Annotated in this window: 12 protein-coding genes; 3 read left to right on the top strand and 9 right to left on the bottom strand. The window is 31.2% G+C overall.

Going from position 1 to position 15,016, the window contains the following annotated elements:
- Positions 1 to 2: 2 nt before the first annotated feature.
- The 4 genes from KA900_RS00690 to KA900_RS00675 all read right to left on the bottom strand — a co-directional run bounded on the left by KA900_RS00690 (position 3) and on the right by KA900_RS00675 (position 6,099).
- Complete coding sequence (locus tag KA900_RS00690) at positions 3 to 806, bottom strand: ABC transporter ATP-binding protein (RefSeq protein WP_103373610.1); 804 nt, start codon at positions 804 to 806, stop codon at positions 3 to 5.
- A gap of 393 nt (positions 807 to 1,199) precedes the next feature.
- Entirely contained in the window at positions 1,200 to 2,036 is an 837-nt protein-coding gene (locus KA900_RS00685) for a YitT family protein (RefSeq protein ID WP_103372939.1), read from the bottom strand.
- Positions 2,037 to 2,789: 753 nt separating this feature from the next.
- Positions 2,790 to 4,019 carry a NupC/NupG family nucleoside CNT transporter gene (locus KA900_RS00680; RefSeq protein ID WP_096810789.1) on the bottom strand — a complete coding sequence of 410 codons (1,230 nt, stop codon included), beginning with the start codon at positions 4,017 to 4,019 and terminating at the stop codon, positions 2,790 to 2,792.
- 361 nt (positions 4,020 to 4,380) lie between these two features.
- Positions 4,381 to 6,099 carry an ABC transporter ATP-binding protein gene (locus tag KA900_RS00675; RefSeq protein WP_103372940.1) on the bottom strand — a complete coding sequence of 573 codons (1,719 nt, stop codon included), beginning with the start codon at positions 6,097 to 6,099 and terminating at the stop codon, positions 4,381 to 4,383.
- A gap of 241 nt (positions 6,100 to 6,340) precedes the next feature.
- Here KA900_RS00675 and pbp4 point away from each other — a divergent pair, with 241 nt between their 5' ends.
- Positions 6,341 to 7,633 carry a penicillin-binding protein PBP4 gene (pbp4, locus tag KA900_RS00670; RefSeq protein ID WP_210139180.1) on the top strand — a complete coding sequence of 431 codons (1,293 nt, stop codon included), beginning with the start codon at positions 6,341 to 6,343 and terminating at the stop codon, positions 7,631 to 7,633.
- A gap of 317 nt (positions 7,634 to 7,950) precedes the next feature.
- Here pbp4 and tagD read toward each other — a convergent pair whose 3' ends face one another.
- The 4 genes from tagD to KA900_RS00650 form a co-directional block, all read right to left on the bottom strand.
- Positions 7,951 to 8,349, bottom strand: coding sequence for a glycerol-3-phosphate cytidylyltransferase (gene tagD, locus KA900_RS00665; RefSeq protein WP_096810792.1), 399 nt, complete (start codon positions 8,347 to 8,349; stop codon positions 7,951 to 7,953).
- A gap of 90 nt (positions 8,350 to 8,439) precedes the next feature.
- The gene (locus KA900_RS00660; protein ID WP_210139179.1) at positions 8,440 to 9,498 is read right to left on the bottom strand and encodes a glycosyltransferase family 2 protein; all 1,059 of its coding nucleotides are present in this window, start codon (positions 9,496 to 9,498) and stop codon (positions 8,440 to 8,442) included.
- Positions 9,495 to 10,586, bottom strand: coding sequence for a teichoic acid glycerol-phosphate primase TarB (gene tarB / locus KA900_RS00655; protein WP_210139178.1), 1,092 nt, complete (start codon positions 10,584 to 10,586; stop codon positions 9,495 to 9,497). The genes KA900_RS00660 and tarB overlap by 4 nt, the downstream gene beginning before the upstream one ends.
- Positions 10,587 to 10,725: 139 nt before the next feature.
- A complete protein-coding gene (locus KA900_RS00650; protein WP_096810795.1) occupies positions 10,726 to 11,526 on the bottom strand; it encodes an ABC transporter permease in 801 nt (266 codons plus the stop codon).
- A gap of 361 nt (positions 11,527 to 11,887) precedes the next feature.
- Here KA900_RS00650 and tagH point away from each other — a divergent pair, with 361 nt between their 5' ends.
- A complete protein-coding gene (gene tagH, locus KA900_RS00645) occupies positions 11,888 to 12,682 on the top strand; it encodes a teichoic acids export ABC transporter ATP-binding subunit TagH (protein WP_096810796.1) in 795 nt (264 codons plus the stop codon).
- A gap of 417 nt (positions 12,683 to 13,099) precedes the next feature.
- Here tagH and tarA read toward each other — a convergent pair whose 3' ends face one another.
- The gene (tarA, locus tag KA900_RS00640; protein ID WP_096810797.1) at positions 13,100 to 13,846 is read right to left on the bottom strand and encodes an N-acetylglucosaminyldiphosphoundecaprenol N-acetyl-beta-D-mannosaminyltransferase TarA; all 747 of its coding nucleotides are present in this window, start codon (positions 13,844 to 13,846) and stop codon (positions 13,100 to 13,102) included.
- 234 nt (positions 13,847 to 14,080) lie between these two features.
- Here tarA and KA900_RS00635 point away from each other — a divergent pair, with 234 nt between their 5' ends.
- Positions 14,081 to 14,830 (top strand): M50 family metallopeptidase, encoded by a 750-nt coding sequence (locus tag KA900_RS00635; RefSeq protein ID WP_210139177.1) that lies wholly within the window; start codon positions 14,081 to 14,083, stop codon positions 14,828 to 14,830.
- Positions 14,831 to 15,016 lie beyond the last annotated feature (186 nt).

Genomic DNA, 15,016 nt, shown 5'->3' with positions numbered 1-15,016 from the left:
ACCTAAACTTCTGAATAGCTTTTTCTACATAAATCATAGGTAACTAGCATAGGTTTCCCAGTTCTGGGATCAGTACTAATTTCTACGTCTATATTGAATACTTTTTCTAAAATTTCTTTTGTTAATACTTCTTCAGTGTCACCATCTGCAACGATATCTCCTTGCTTCATCGTAATTAAATGGTCTGAGAAACGCACTGCTTGATTAATATCATGTAATACCATAATGATAGTACAACCTTGCTCTTCATTAAGTTGGGTAATTAATTCTAATATTTCTAATTGATGTGAAATATCTAAATAGGTTGTAGGTTCATCTAAAAAGATAATATCTGTACGTTGCGCTAATGCCATTGCAATCCATACTCTTTGACGTTGACCGCCACTTAAATCATTGATAGGACGCAGACGGAATTCATAAGTTCCCGTCACTGTCATAGCCCAATCAATCTCTTTTTTATCTTCTGCAGATAGTCTGCCAAACCCTTTTTGATGTGGAAAACGTCCATAAGATACAAGTTCTCCAACTGTTAATCCATCTGCTACTTCTGGTGATTGAGGTAAAATAGCAATTTTTTTAGCTACTTCCTTGGTTGATTGCGCATGCAAATCTTCGCCGTCTAGTTTAATTTCGCCACCTTTAATTGGCAATAATCGTGAAAGCGCTTTTAATAAGGTTGATTTTCCGCAACCATTAGGTCCAATAATAGATGTTATTTTACCTGTAGGAATGTGTACATCTAACTGGTCCACAATCACATTATCCCCGTAGCCTATCGTAACTTGTTCTCCTTCTAAGCGAGTCATAGTTTCCCTTCTTCCTAATACATAATAAGCATAAAATAATCTATATCGTTTATATTTGTTTATCGTATTGTTCTTCCAAATGATAATCATTATCACAGATGATATTATATCATTTTTTAGGTATGATGACTAATAAATATGATAGATTATCACTGATTATCTTAAGAATTTATACATTTATGTTTGCTATGTAAGTTAAAAAAAAAACGATTTGAAGTGCCTATAACAATCGCGTCTTATTCTTGAATATGTTATCAACAGTAATTGGTGAAATAAGACAATTCATGCTGATAAAAACTGCTCCTACATTTGATAATTTAAACTTTATAAAAAATTAAAACCTTGATACACGATTTAAATCCTGTAACAAGGTTTTAATTTACAATTTTTCAATTAATGTTCATCAATTAAAAAACCATTACCATAGACATCACGTACATCATGAATAACGAGAAATGCCTCACTGTCTATTTTTTTGATTAAACGTTTGGCTTTGGTCACTTGCGTTTTTGTAATGACAACATATAATATATCTTTTTCTTGTTTAGAGAAATATCCTCTACCATTTAAAATAGTAAGTCCGCGTCCAACTTGTTCATCAATCACCTTAGCAATTTCATCTGGTTTGCTAGAAATAATCGTCATTGCTTTTTTCGTATTTAAGCCTTCAATAACATAATCCATAACTTTTGTACCGATATACAGTGATATCACTGTAACTAATGCACTAGGAATTGGTATCACTGTTAATGAAATTGCCACAACAATTAAATCGAAGAACAATAAGGCATAGGGCGTACTGACGTCTAAGTATTTATTAGCGATTCTAGCTAAAATAGTTGTACCAGCTGTCGTTCCTCCTGCAAGCACAATCACACCAATACCCAAACCTACACACATGCCCCCAAAAACAGCATTAACGAGTATATTACCAGTTTCTATTTCCCAGCTTACAGTTAATTCTAAAAATAATGATATCAAAATGGTTGCCACTATTGTTAAATACATACTTCTTTTACTCAAGAATTTATAGCCTATGGCAATAAGAACCGCATTAAATACAAAGTTAGTTATACCAGGGGATACGTGAAAGGCATAATAAAGTACGATAGCTATACCGGTCACGCCTCCCTCACCTAAATCAGCAGATATGATAAAAGTGTTAACGCCTGCTGAAAATATAAATGACCCGATTACTACCAAAATTAAATCTCGTACTGTTTTATTCACTCACATGACCCCCTTATATAACTCCAATCACTTGAATATTAGCAAACTATGGAAGATACCACAATATCATTCATAAAATACAGCTTATAAATACATGTGAAAAACCTTGATATTATCATATTTATTGCATTATCTTCTTTTAGAAGTTTAAAAATTCTGAATTTTCGGTTTACTTATACACTTTCCTTTGCTATAATAAAACCTATCTTCTTATTGATTAGCAATAAGAAGCCATCTCCTTTGTGTTGTTTATAGTAACATACAAAACAATTTTTGCTCGAGTATATTGGTAGTACCTAGTCCTTACTATTAATATACAATTAATTCATTTCCCGTGAAAGCCAAGTAATATTGAATGTGTATCGTCACTTCAATTACTTGGCTTTATTTTTTGATTTAATAATCGTTTAAAACAGAAACGGGTAGAAGCTGCTTCCTTCTAAATTTACTTTCTTCTCTCTGAACTTTAATGATTAGATAAAATAATACAAGCGCGGCCTTCTTCTTTTTTCCAATTAAATGCGCTTTATATAATAATGAGAGAAACATGATTATTTATGTTTCAGACCTTTTTATATCCATTTAATGCACAAAAAAGCGCGAGATGAAAACCAAGTGAATGCATTGGTTTTCTATTTCGCGCTATCTTCATACGCCATGCTAAAAATATATTTTCTATAACACTTCATCATATTTTTCTATTGTTTGAGAAATAATTCACTCAGTTTATACAACCACTTCACGCATGGTGTATTACCAAGCAAATAATCCAACAAAGCCAGCAGTCATGAGTGACACTAAAATACCTGCAAGTAACATCATAGGTACATATTGTGACACGAAATCTGAAGTTTTTTTATCTACGATACCTTTCAACGTACCAATAATCATTCCTATCGTTGAGAAGTTAGCAAAAGATACTAAAAACGTAGTAATCACTGCACGTCTATGTGGAGAATAAGCATCTACTACATCTTTAATTTGTCCCATTACCACAAACTCATTTGTTACGATTTTCTTAGCCATTTGTTGCGCAACAATCCAAGCTTCGTCAAATGGTAAGCCAAGTAATAAAGCAAATGGATACATGAAAGTGCCTAAAATTTGGTCAAGACCAAAGCTGCCTTTGAGACCAGCCCAACCACCAATAATACCTGTAATTAAATTGATAAAGCGATCAATTAAATCAGATAATGCAACAAAGCTAATAACGAAAGCGATAATAATCAAAATTAATTTACCAGCATTTAATACTGAATCTCCTAAAAATGAGAAAAATGGTTGTTTTTCAATTTCTTCATTGCGGATACTGTAAATAACATCTTCTTTCTCTTCTACTGAAACAGGATTTAAGATAGAAGATACGATAATTGCGTTAATGATATTTAATGGAATAGCAGTCAAAACTAAATCGCCCGGTATCATAGAAACATATGCACCAACGATTGCACCAGAGATTGAACTCATAGCCATCATAGCAACTGTTAACACACGTGTTTCTTTCATTCTTTTCAACTGTTCGTTAGATACGGCTAAAGCTTCTGTATTACCTAAAAACATCATTTCAATACCGAAGAAAGATTCGAATTTTGGCTGGCGTGTGACTTTAGCTAAAAACCAACCGATACCACCAATAACTTTAGGTAAAATATTAAAATACATTAAAATATCGAAAAGCGGTACTACCAATAAAATTGGGAATAGCGCACTTACAGCCATATCCATCGTTTCAGTATTTACCCAACTTGCAAAAGCAAACCCTGTACCTGCATGTGCAGAGTCAATCACCCAAGCAATTCCGTTCGCTAAGTATTGGACGCCTGCTTTCCCCCAAGGAAAATACATAAAGAACCATGCTAAGAACAAGTTAATAACGACTAATATACCAATAGATTTCCACTGTATGTCTGATTTTTTTCTAGAAAAAAGTACAGCGATACCTAAGAATACAATTAACCCAATAATGTTAATCAATAAAAACATCATACACCCACCATTTCTTAATTAAATAAATAATTAGCTGAATATATAAAAGCAACACTCGATTATGTATAAGAATTATTAAGATGAGCACATTGTCTACTGCTTGTTTTAAGCTACATGTATTAGTCCAGCTATCGTTCAATGCACTCATCTTTTAATTTTATTTCCTATTTATTTAATACTATGCTTGATGATAAAACCATCATTCCCTCAATGATTGTCACTTAATAATTCACAATAATTATATCATGTATGTACATTATATAAAATAACAATTTTATAGTTCGCATATATTTAAGAAACATAATTGATTCACGCAATATTATACGTGTTTTCATGTTGTTTTCATTAATTGTTCAAACTATCTTGTTAAGTTTTGTGTATGGACAAATTGCTGATATTTTTCGTGACTAGCCATTAGCGCTTGGTGCGTTCCTATACCTGTTACATTACCATTATCAATAAAAATAATCTGTTCAGCTTTCTTAATTGTGGATAACCTATGGGCAATCACAATTGTTGTTCGATTTTCCATTAATTCTTCTAAAGCATCTTGGATTTTTCTTTCACTTTCACTATCTAAATTGGCAGTAGCCTCATCTAATAATAAAATATCTGGATTTTTAACAAAACTTCGCGCAATATCTATACGTTGACGCTGGCCTCCTGATAATTTTAACCCTCTTTCACCAACAATAGTGTCATAGCCTTCTTCAAACGCTACAATAAACTCGTGACAATTTGCCAATTGTGCGTAATAAATCAATTCTTCATCAGAGACTTCCCGGTTAATACCATATAAAATGTTATCTCTAATCGTACCATTCATCATAGAATTAGACTGCATCACATACCCAATTTTCTCTCGCCATGCTCCTAATGCTATATCATAGATGGATTGATTGCCATATTTAATATCACCATGCTCAATATCATACATACGTTCAATGATATTGAATATGGTACTCTTACCTGAGCCCGAAGGCCCTACGAATGCAGTTACACTGCTAGATGGTATATCAAATGATATATTGGAAAGTATTGGTTTACTACCATATTGAAAATCCACGTTTTCAAAGGTTAAGCTCCCATCAATAATTGGCTGTAGTTGTCCTGTAACAAATACTTCAGTAGGTTCTTCCATAATTTCGTATATACGGCTACTTGCACCAACAGCTTTTTTATAGTCTGTGACTAATGTAGATAAATTTATAAGAGGCTGTGTTAATTGAATAACATAAAAAATCATTGCAATGAGTGTCCCTGCTGTGATTGCGCCAGTTGAAATACGTATCGCACCAAATCCTAAAATAACTGCAATCGTTAATAACATAATAACACCTGATATCGGTTGTATAACTGCTGTAATCTTCGCTTGTTTCAAACCTAAAAAGTATATCTCTTTTAAATTTTTATGCGCGTTATCTAATTCAATCTTTTCTGTTCGTGATACTTTAACTAATCGCATTTCTGTTAATACACGGCCTAATAATCCGCTAAAATTAGCTATTTCTGCTTGCGTTTTTTTTGATATATTTTGCATAATTTTACCCAATGGAATCATTATTAATACAAATATAGGTATTGTAATAAATGTTAATAAAGTCATTTGCCAATCCATCACAAATAACATTATTAAAGATCCTACAATAGTTAATACAGAAGGCAGTAAATTGGGCAGTTTTTGCGAAATAAATTCATTAATCACTTTTGTGTCATCCGTTAAACGGCTCATTAATTGACCACTTTCATTTTTATCAAAAAATGGCATTTTTAAATGGATAATATGTTTCCATAAAACGGAACGAATAGCATAAATGATTTTCTCCCCAATTTTACTCAATAAATACAAACCTATACCACTGAGTAAAGCGTTTATAATAAATATGGATATAAAAGCAGCGATAAACATCCAATTAATATTTTCAAAAGAAAATTTATCTACAAGTTTACCTGTAAAAAAAGGAACTACTAGTCCAGTAATACTGCCTAATGAAGAAATTAAAACAGCAATGATAATCAGACCAACAGGCCACGATAATTTTTTAAATAAGTAGAATAACGGATTCTCTTGTTTCATGTGTATTTACCTCTTCTAAAAATTTTTTAATTGTTTCATAACTTATGTTAAATGTGAGCAGTTTAACTTTAAAGTAATAAGCTAATTCAATTTTAACTCAATTATTTCGTGTTTTGCACAACAGTTTTCGATAATTTAATTATTTCAAATTTTCATTGGTGTAACATTTTATAATCTTCATACAATATGCTAAAATACTTCTGTTGTAGTCAAACAGAATATATTAAGAGGGAATGTAATTATGAGAAAGTTAATTATGGTAATTGTAACTGCGCTCTTCGTCGGTTCAATTATAACACCTTTTGCCGAAGCAGAAACAATAACACCCACGCAAGCGGCAAACCAATATGGTTATAATGTTACCGATGATTATCAGCCTGAAAGTGCAGTAAACATTGCTCAAACTGGTCAAATTCTTTATCAATATAATATTGATCAAAAATGGTACCCTGCTTCAATGACCAAACTAATGACAATGTATTTAACACTCGAAGCAGTAAAAAAAGGTGATTTAGCTTTAGATGACAAGGTGAAAATCACTGATAAACATTATCGAATGTCTACCTTGCCTGAATTAAGTAACACTAAGCTCTATCCTGGAGAAACTTATACTATAAAAGAGTTGCTTCAGATTACAGTTTCAAATTCAAGTAACGCTGCAGCGCTTATACTTGGACAAGAAGTTTCTGACAACCTTTCAGATTTTACTGATTTAATGAATAAAAAAGCAAAATCTATCGGTATGAAAGATACACATTTTGTAAATCCAACAGGCGCTGAAAATAACCAATTAAAAGATTTTGCACCAAAAAAATACAAAAATGAAGATAATAATACTTCAACTGCTAGAGACTTTGCTATTTTAGCACAACGTACAGTTCAAGACATACCGAATATCCTACACTTTACTAAACAACTAGCACCAACACAACACGGTGTTACATACTATACATTTAACCATTCATTAGAAGGTGCAGATATGAGTTTAGAGGGTACGGATGGTTTAAAAACTGGGTCAAGCGATATTGCGGATTATAATCATACCATCACTACCAAAAGAGATAAGTTGAGAATTAACCAGACGATTATGGGTGCAGGTGATTACAACAATTTAGGTGGTGAAAAACAACGCAATATGATTGGTAATGCCTTAATGAATATGTCTTTCGATCAATATAAATACCAAAAAATTATTTCAAAAGGTACACATAAAATTAATGGCAAAACATATTATGTAGAGAAAGATTTATATGATGTACTTCCAAGTGATTTCGATAAAGATGATTATAAATATGTTATAAACGACGGCAAACTGCATATTGAATATGACCGTAAATTTATTTCTGATAAATACGGACCACCAACAGTTAAGGTAAGTAAGCCAATTATGCATCAAACTACTACAATCGTTAAAACAACTTGGGATGAACATCCTGTCTTAACTTTACTGGGTACTGTTTTAATTATTGCTGCTATTGCTATTATTATTTATCTTATTATCGAAGCTTTCAAAAAAAGAAAAAACCGTAAATAAGCTATAAATAACTGCTTATTAAAAAATGTTTTTCCAATAAAAAGGATCGTTCACATTTTGTGAACGATCCTTTTTACATAGTTACTTAAAATTAATTTAGAGACGAAATCTCTTTTTCAAAAAGATTGCTTTCTTCCAATTCTGTAAAAATCGCTAGACACCTAAAATTAAGTTAATCAAAAATTTAACCTAACCATCTGCGACCAATATCATAGTCAGGGCTGAGACATTGCTTTATGCCCCAGCCCTAATACATATATGTGACTAACGTATGATTTACGGTTAACTAAACAACCTAAAAATAATTGCTTGTCAGTTTATTTTTCAGCGTCGCCATATAGTTCTTTTTTAATTTGAGTCGTAGAAATGCCTTCAGTACGGTTAAGGTAAATGACTTCACATTTATCTTTCAAGAAATCAAATTCACCTTCCCAATCATGTCCCATTACGAAAGTATCAATTTCATAGCGATCAACATCAATTTCTTTTTGACCCCATCCACTTTCAGGGATTACTAAATCAACATAACGGATAGATTCTAACATCATTTTTCGTTGTTCATAGTTATAGTAAGATTTTTTGTTTTTAACACGATTAAATTCATCTGTAGATAAAGCTACTACTAAATAATCGCCCATTTCTCTAGCTCTCCTCAATAATTCAATATGACCATAATGTAATAAATCATACGTTCCATAAGTAATAACACGTTTCATGCGCTCATACTCCTTAACAAAATTTAATTAAAATTAACATTTTTTAAAAGTATAGCATAATGATCAAAAGTTTACGAATGATACTAAGTTTTACTTTTTAAGTATTTGCTTTAATTTTAATTTCCCTCTAAATTTAAAACGTTTCGGAATTGTTTCAAATTTAAAACGATAATAATTAGGTCGACCAATGCCGACACTTAGTAATGTCTCTTGCCATTTTTTGTATAACGTTTTATCCCAGTACTTGTTCGCTTGTTCAACAACTTTGATGATTCTAAACATTGCTTCCCCAGAATAATCTGTATTCTGCATGCTTTTCATATAAGACGTTACAATATCTAAAAGTTGATGTGTTAATTTTTTGTTATGTTCTAAATACGCTTGTAATAAATAACTCACAATGAGTTCGTCCATACGGTAACTATAATAAATACGTTCTTCCCTCAACAATAGTGTGTTCATAACTCTATTTCTAACTTTAATAGCGTCGCTCATATAACTTACAAATCGACCTGCTCTTTGATCTGTCACTGAACCTTTTTCTTCATGATAACCATATACAATAAAGGGTAATAGTTGAATATCGCGCGCTTTTTTGTACGCCTTAATCATAAAGGTATGTTCTTCGCAAAAAACAACATCTGCATCAAATTGTAAATCTTTAAATTTGGCACTAAACAATTTCCCACCAGGTCCAATAGACTGCATCATTTCAGGGCATTGCGCTAAGTTTACTTTATCAAATTTCTGTATCGGTTTGTGCGTGTAAACGCCTTTCCACTCGCCCTTATTTAATCTACCTATTTGCCCTAGGACGATATCTACATGTTCATCTTGTTGATAGTAATCTGCCATTGCATCTATACTGTTTGGTAAAAATTCGTCATCTGCATCTAGAAATATAAAAGCATCACCTGAAACATGAGCTAAAGCGTTATTTCTACTCATCGCTGCACCTTGATTATTTTGGTTTATGATATAAATATTTTTAGATGATTTTTGCAACTGTTCCAAAATTTGCTGACTTTCATCAGTAGAACCATCATTGATACAAATAATTTCATAATCTTGTTTAGTATCGATAGAACTGATTGCTCTTTGTATTGTGTTAGCTGCATTATAAACTGGTATGATAATTGATAATTTCATTCTTTCACCATTTTCTCTATATGATTTATAACTTGGGTTAAACTATCTTGCACATTATACTCATGCCAAGGTTCAAATAATGGTTTTAAACCATCTCGTTGTTCTTTTAATTTACATATTAATTCCTTTTCACTATACGCTTTATAATATTCTGGAATATTATAATAAAAAGCGTTTAGCCCTCGTTCTTTTTCATAGTCAGCTTCATCATACACATAGAAGAAAGTTGGTTTATTTAGCAAACTTGCTTCTATTGCTAATGAACTATAATCTGTAATAACGATATCTGCCATAATCATCAATGTCTGTAAGTTAATCTTAGATTGTTTGTCTTGAGATAGGGACGGATGCAATTTACTAAACAATGTATATGACGGTAATGCCGATTCAAATTGTGCTTTATCAATACTACGATTGGATTGATTATGTTCACGGTACGTAGGTACATAAAGCGCTACTTTATCTTTGATGCCGTATTGCAATTTTAATTCTTGTTGTCTTTGGGTTATATCTAACCTTGTGTACGGCACTAAACGTGGTAAACCTGTTCTTAAAAATTGATGGTCTTGTGCACCAAATGAGTCCTTAAAGCATTTAACCATTGGCTCGCCACCGACTAAATATTTGTCAGTAGCTTGATAAACACTTTGATATTGCTTAACCATTTTCTTATTATTTAAATCAACTTGATGGTCTGTAAGTCCAAATTTTTTCAACGCTCCTACAGCATGCCATGTCTGAATAATTGTCTGTTGCGGTTTCTTTTTGAGCCCTCCAAGCATTAAATAATATGTATCAATGACTATGATTTTTGCTGTACTTATTATCTTAATGTGTTGAAACACTTGTTTATTACCTGCAGGAATAAATAGTACATTTTCAAAGTTTTTAACATATTTTCTATTTATTTCCTTGGAAATAACTGTAACATGGTATGACTTACGATTTAATGTTTCAATAATCGGAAGTACATCCTCAACAAATGTCATCATGATTACAATGTGGTTGTTTTTTATTTTTTTCTTTTTATAAATTAAATTCAAAAAGCTAATAATTGTCATATAGAGCTTTTTTATTAACTGTCTCAAAAAATCCACCGCCGATTTATAGTTTGTTTTCTTCTATTATAGCCATCTTATATTTAAAATTATAGAAAAATCCTTTAACGACGTTTAAGCCATTAAAGGATTTTATTTTATATATTAAGAATCAATTATCAAATTGGTATTACATAAAGTCTGCAAAATGGTCTCTATAACGCATATGCATGATTGATCCTATGATAAATAAGAACACAATAATGAAAAAGTTGTAGAATGTTAATTCCCAGTGTGTAATAAAGTACCATTCATTATGTAGAACTGCGGCACGATATGCTTCCGCAAGATAATAAATCGGGTTAAGTTGCATAACGTCTTTAACGATACCTTCTGGAGGTACAATTAAAATAGATGAAGCAAAGAACACCATTCTCATCAATGCTTGAATTGCCGGTTGTGTATCTTTGACGAGCACTCCTAATGTTGACGTAAATAACGCTACTGTTGTAGTAAATATGAGTGCAAATGGCACATATAAGAATAATTGAATTGTGTAAATAGACGGGTAAAAACCACCTAGCATACACAACAAAACAACAACTACTAATAATGCAATATGTCCATAGAACCTACTCATAACAATATAAGAAGGTATAATAGATAACGGGAAATTCATCTTAGCCACATGGTTATATTTACTCGCTATTGATTTTGTGCCTTCTAATATACCTTGGTTCACAAAGAACCACATACTAATACCTACAAGTAACCAATAAATAAATGGTATACCATCAATTGGCCCATTATTTCTGATTCCTAGACCAAACACAAACCAATAAACCATGATTTGCATTGCTGGATTAATTAATTCCCAAGCCATGCCTAGGTAATTATTTGTATTTGTAATTTTGACTTGGAACTGTGCTAATCTTTGAATTAGATAGAAATTTTTGAAATGCTCTTTTAAAACTACCCACACTGCACTCATTTAAATAAACCCACTTTCAATCGATTTACTAATCATAATTATGTTATAACAAGACTATATTCAAATCTAATATACGCTTTATAAATTATCTTAACAACTGCCATTTACTTTAGTAAACTAAATGCATAGAATAATAGCAAAAACACATGAATATTAAACTCATTTATAACAAAAAGTTATTACAATTTGTCAACTTCACTATAGTTGATTTTATAACTCAAATTCAGTAAAATTTAACAATTGTATAAGAACATCGTTTTTAAATTTTGTACTCACTTACTTTACAATAGGTTAATAAATTTAACAACTAATATAATATATAATATACTATACATTATCTGCAAATAAGGAAGGTAAAATTATGAATGTATCGGTTAGCATTGAACATGTAACTAAAGAATACCGCATCTATCGCAATAATAAAGAGCGTTTAAAAGATGCCTTAGTCCCTTTTCATAAAAACAAAACATTTTATGCCCTAAATGATTTATCACTAACTGCATATGAAGGTGATGTCATCGGCCTTGTAGGTATTAACGGGTCAGGAAAGTCTACACTAAGCAACATTATTGGTGGATCACTTTCCGCTACTTCTGGAAATATCGATCGACACGGTGAAGTGAGCGTGATTGCAATTAATGCCGGTTTAAACGGACAATTATCTGGTATTGAAAACATTGAATTTAAAATGTTATGCATGGGATTCACTAGAAAACAAATTAAAGAATTAACACCTGATATTATCGAATTCAGTGAACTTGGGGAATTCATTTATCAACCTGTTAAAAAATATTCAAGTGGTATGCGTGCCAAATTAGGTTTTTCCATTAACATTACAACAAACCCAGATATTCTCGTTATCGATGAAGCATTATCTGTCGGTGATCAAACTTTCGCTCAAAAATGTTTAGATAAGATTTATGAATATAAAGAACAAGGCAAAACAATATTCTTTGTTAGTCATAATATGAGACAAGTTCGAGAATTTTGCACTAAAATTGCATGGATTGAAGCAGGTAAACTGAAAAAATTTGGCGAATTAGAAGAAGTTTTACCTGAGTATGAAAAATTCTTAAATGAGTTTAAAAAGTATTCCAAAGATGAACAAAAAGCATTCAGAAACGAATTAGATAACTCAAGATTCGAAGTAAAATAAAATCCATTAACTCTGAAATAGAATTAAATGAATTTATTTTCGCTACAATGAATCACACTTCAGTATATGATTATAGATTGGTTTAAAATCATTTTTATTATAGTAGTCTTACTAGAAAACTTAATGTTCGTACTTAAATTAAAAGCCTAGGCATAAACCATACTTGGGCTACAAATATGATATAGACCGTAGATCATCGGTTAAAATGCTTTTTATATTAAGCTTTAGAAAAAGTATCTCTTTACATCTACTTATTACTAAATAAATATTTATATTTTCAACAATAAACCTATATAGAAATTTATAGTTCTAATTAAATGCCACATGTCACTATGTCGTAGATGACTGAAAATCCATAAAGAAACTACTGCCAATCATAAGTAATGAGGCTGGTATATTTAGTTTATACCAGCCTCATTACTTAGTTATTTTTTGTTTAATTACTTTAAACACAAATCTAGGTATTGCTTTCATTCTTCCAAGACGTTTCCAATCTATAATAAAGCGATATACCCATTCTATATTTAATTTTTGAAATACATTCGGAGCTCTTTTTTTCGTACCACTGAACACTTCAATAGAACCACCTACACCCATAAGTAAGGTTTGATTAAATTGATTTTCATGACGAACAATCCATTGCTCTTGCTTGGGATAACCCATCCCGGCAAATACATAATCAGGTTTAAACGAAGTGACTTGTTTTAACACCATTTCATCTTCTATATCAAAGTAACCATGATGTGAACCAAAATAAATATTAGGATATTTTTCGCTTAGTTTTTGTACTGCCTGCGTTACGATTTCATCTTTGGCCCCTAATAAAAATACGTTTTGATAATTAGCATTTGCGATTTTCAAACATTCTTCCATTACTTCTATGCCTGGCACGCGTTCCTTTAAAGGTGTTTTAAGTAATTTTGAAGCCATAACAATACCTGTACCATCTGGCACCACATAGTTGGCGCCATTGATTAAATTACGGTAGATTTCATTGTTAGTAGTATAATCTACAATTTCAGGATTAGCTGTAACAATGAATAAATTGTTTTGAGTTTCTGATTCAAAAAATTGTTTGATATGATTTCGCATTTCTATTAGTGTCACATTATCAAATAAAACAGATAGTACATTTACTTTTTCTAATTTGTCAATTTTCGTCATGATTAGTAATCTCCTAACTCCATCTCTCAATATACATTCATTTTTATTGTAATTTTAACATACACTTTCACTCACATATATTACAATATTAATAAAACGATAGCTAAACTATCTCAATATACATCAAAAGTCTAAATGCTTTATGAATGATATTACTCTATACTATTAAGTAAGCAATCGCACTTGATGATTTTCTAAAACATAAACAATTGAAATATTAAAACGAGGTTTTCTATGACTAAAGTTAACGCATTTTTTAGCTCATCCATACAATTACATCTTTATTGGATTATTTTTATCGCCATCCTTTATATCGTGATACATACTTATCGAAATAAATCTATCAACCCAATTTTAGATATATATTTTAACTATATTCCAGTATTAACCCACGAGTTTGGCCATATACTATTCAATAAATTAAGCGGTGGCAAACCTAGAGACCTAGTCATTGTAGCGACACCATCAGAACGACTTGCTACATCGCAACAAGGCTTTGCAATTACACAATCAAAAACAAGTTTAGGTCAATCCATCACTACTTTCGGTGGTTACGTTATGCCTGCACTTATGCTATTTTTAGGTTTTTTATCTATTAAATATCAATATCCAAGTCTATTTATCACTGCGTACCTATTAATGTTTATCTATTTCTTATATTTAACTTCCAGAAAATTACTTCCTATCATCATTGTGATACTATTAGTTGCGCTTTTATATTGCTTATTTCAAAGTGACAATCAACGAATGATACTTTACATTGTCACTGTTACCCAACACTTTATATTAGGTGTTTTACTCGGCGAAGTTCTTCAATCATCTTGGACTATATTTAAATTAACATTTTCGGAAAACAGGGTGAGTTGGGATGGTAGCACTTTAAAAGAATTAACGCATATACCAACTTTTGTTTATAGTGTCATTTGGATAGCGATTAACTTATTTACAGTTTATCAACTATTCAAAACATACTTCCTTCCATAAAATTATTTTTGAATGTAAAGGAATAAGTGACAGAACAAGCATTACATTTCAAAAAATGATTATAACGTGAAATCACTGGTAACTAGATTTTAAATACTTATTGTAGGATCTAGTTATTTTTTCCGTTTTGTTAATTGTTGATTTATCTTAAAAATGATTTTTAACCATAAGTATTCATACTCAAAA

Source organism: Staphylococcus sp. GDY8P120P (assembly GCF_017892065.1).
GTDB lineage: Bacteria > Bacillota > Bacilli > Staphylococcales > Staphylococcaceae > Staphylococcus > Staphylococcus nepalensis.
This window is presented reverse-complemented; position numbering and strand designations above follow the sequence as displayed.

Coding starts and splice junctions, on each gene's coding strand:
- KA900_RS00690 (WP_103373610.1), bottom strand. CDS start 806: ATGACTCGCTTAGAAGGAGAACAAGTTACGATAGGCTACGGGGATAAT.
- KA900_RS00680 (WP_096810789.1), bottom strand. CDS start 4,019: ATGTTTTTATTGATTAACATTATTGGGTTAATTGTATTCTTAGGTATC.
- KA900_RS00675 (WP_103372940.1), bottom strand. CDS start 6,099: ATGAAACAAGAGAATCCGTTATTCTACTTATTTAAAAAATTATCGTGG.
- pbp4 (WP_210139180.1), top strand. CDS start 6,341: ATGAGAAAGTTAATTATGGTAATTGTAACTGCGCTCTTCGTCGGTTCA.
- tagD (WP_096810792.1), bottom strand. CDS start 8,349: ATGAAACGTGTTATTACTTATGGAACGTATGATTTATTACATTATGGT.
- KA900_RS00660 (WP_210139179.1), bottom strand. CDS start 9,498: ATGAAATTATCAATTATCATACCAGTTTATAATGCAGCTAACACAATA.
- KA900_RS00650 (WP_096810795.1), bottom strand. CDS start 11,526: ATGAGTGCAGTGTGGGTAGTTTTAAAAGAGCATTTCAAAAATTTCTAT.
- tagH (WP_096810796.1), top strand. CDS start 11,888: ATGAATGTATCGGTTAGCATTGAACATGTAACTAAAGAATACCGCATC.
- tarA (WP_096810797.1), bottom strand. CDS start 13,846: ATGACGAAAATTGACAAATTAGAAAAAGTAAATGTACTATCTGTTTTA.
- KA900_RS00635 (WP_210139177.1), top strand. CDS start 14,081: ATGACTAAAGTTAACGCATTTTTTAGCTCATCCATACAATTACATCTT.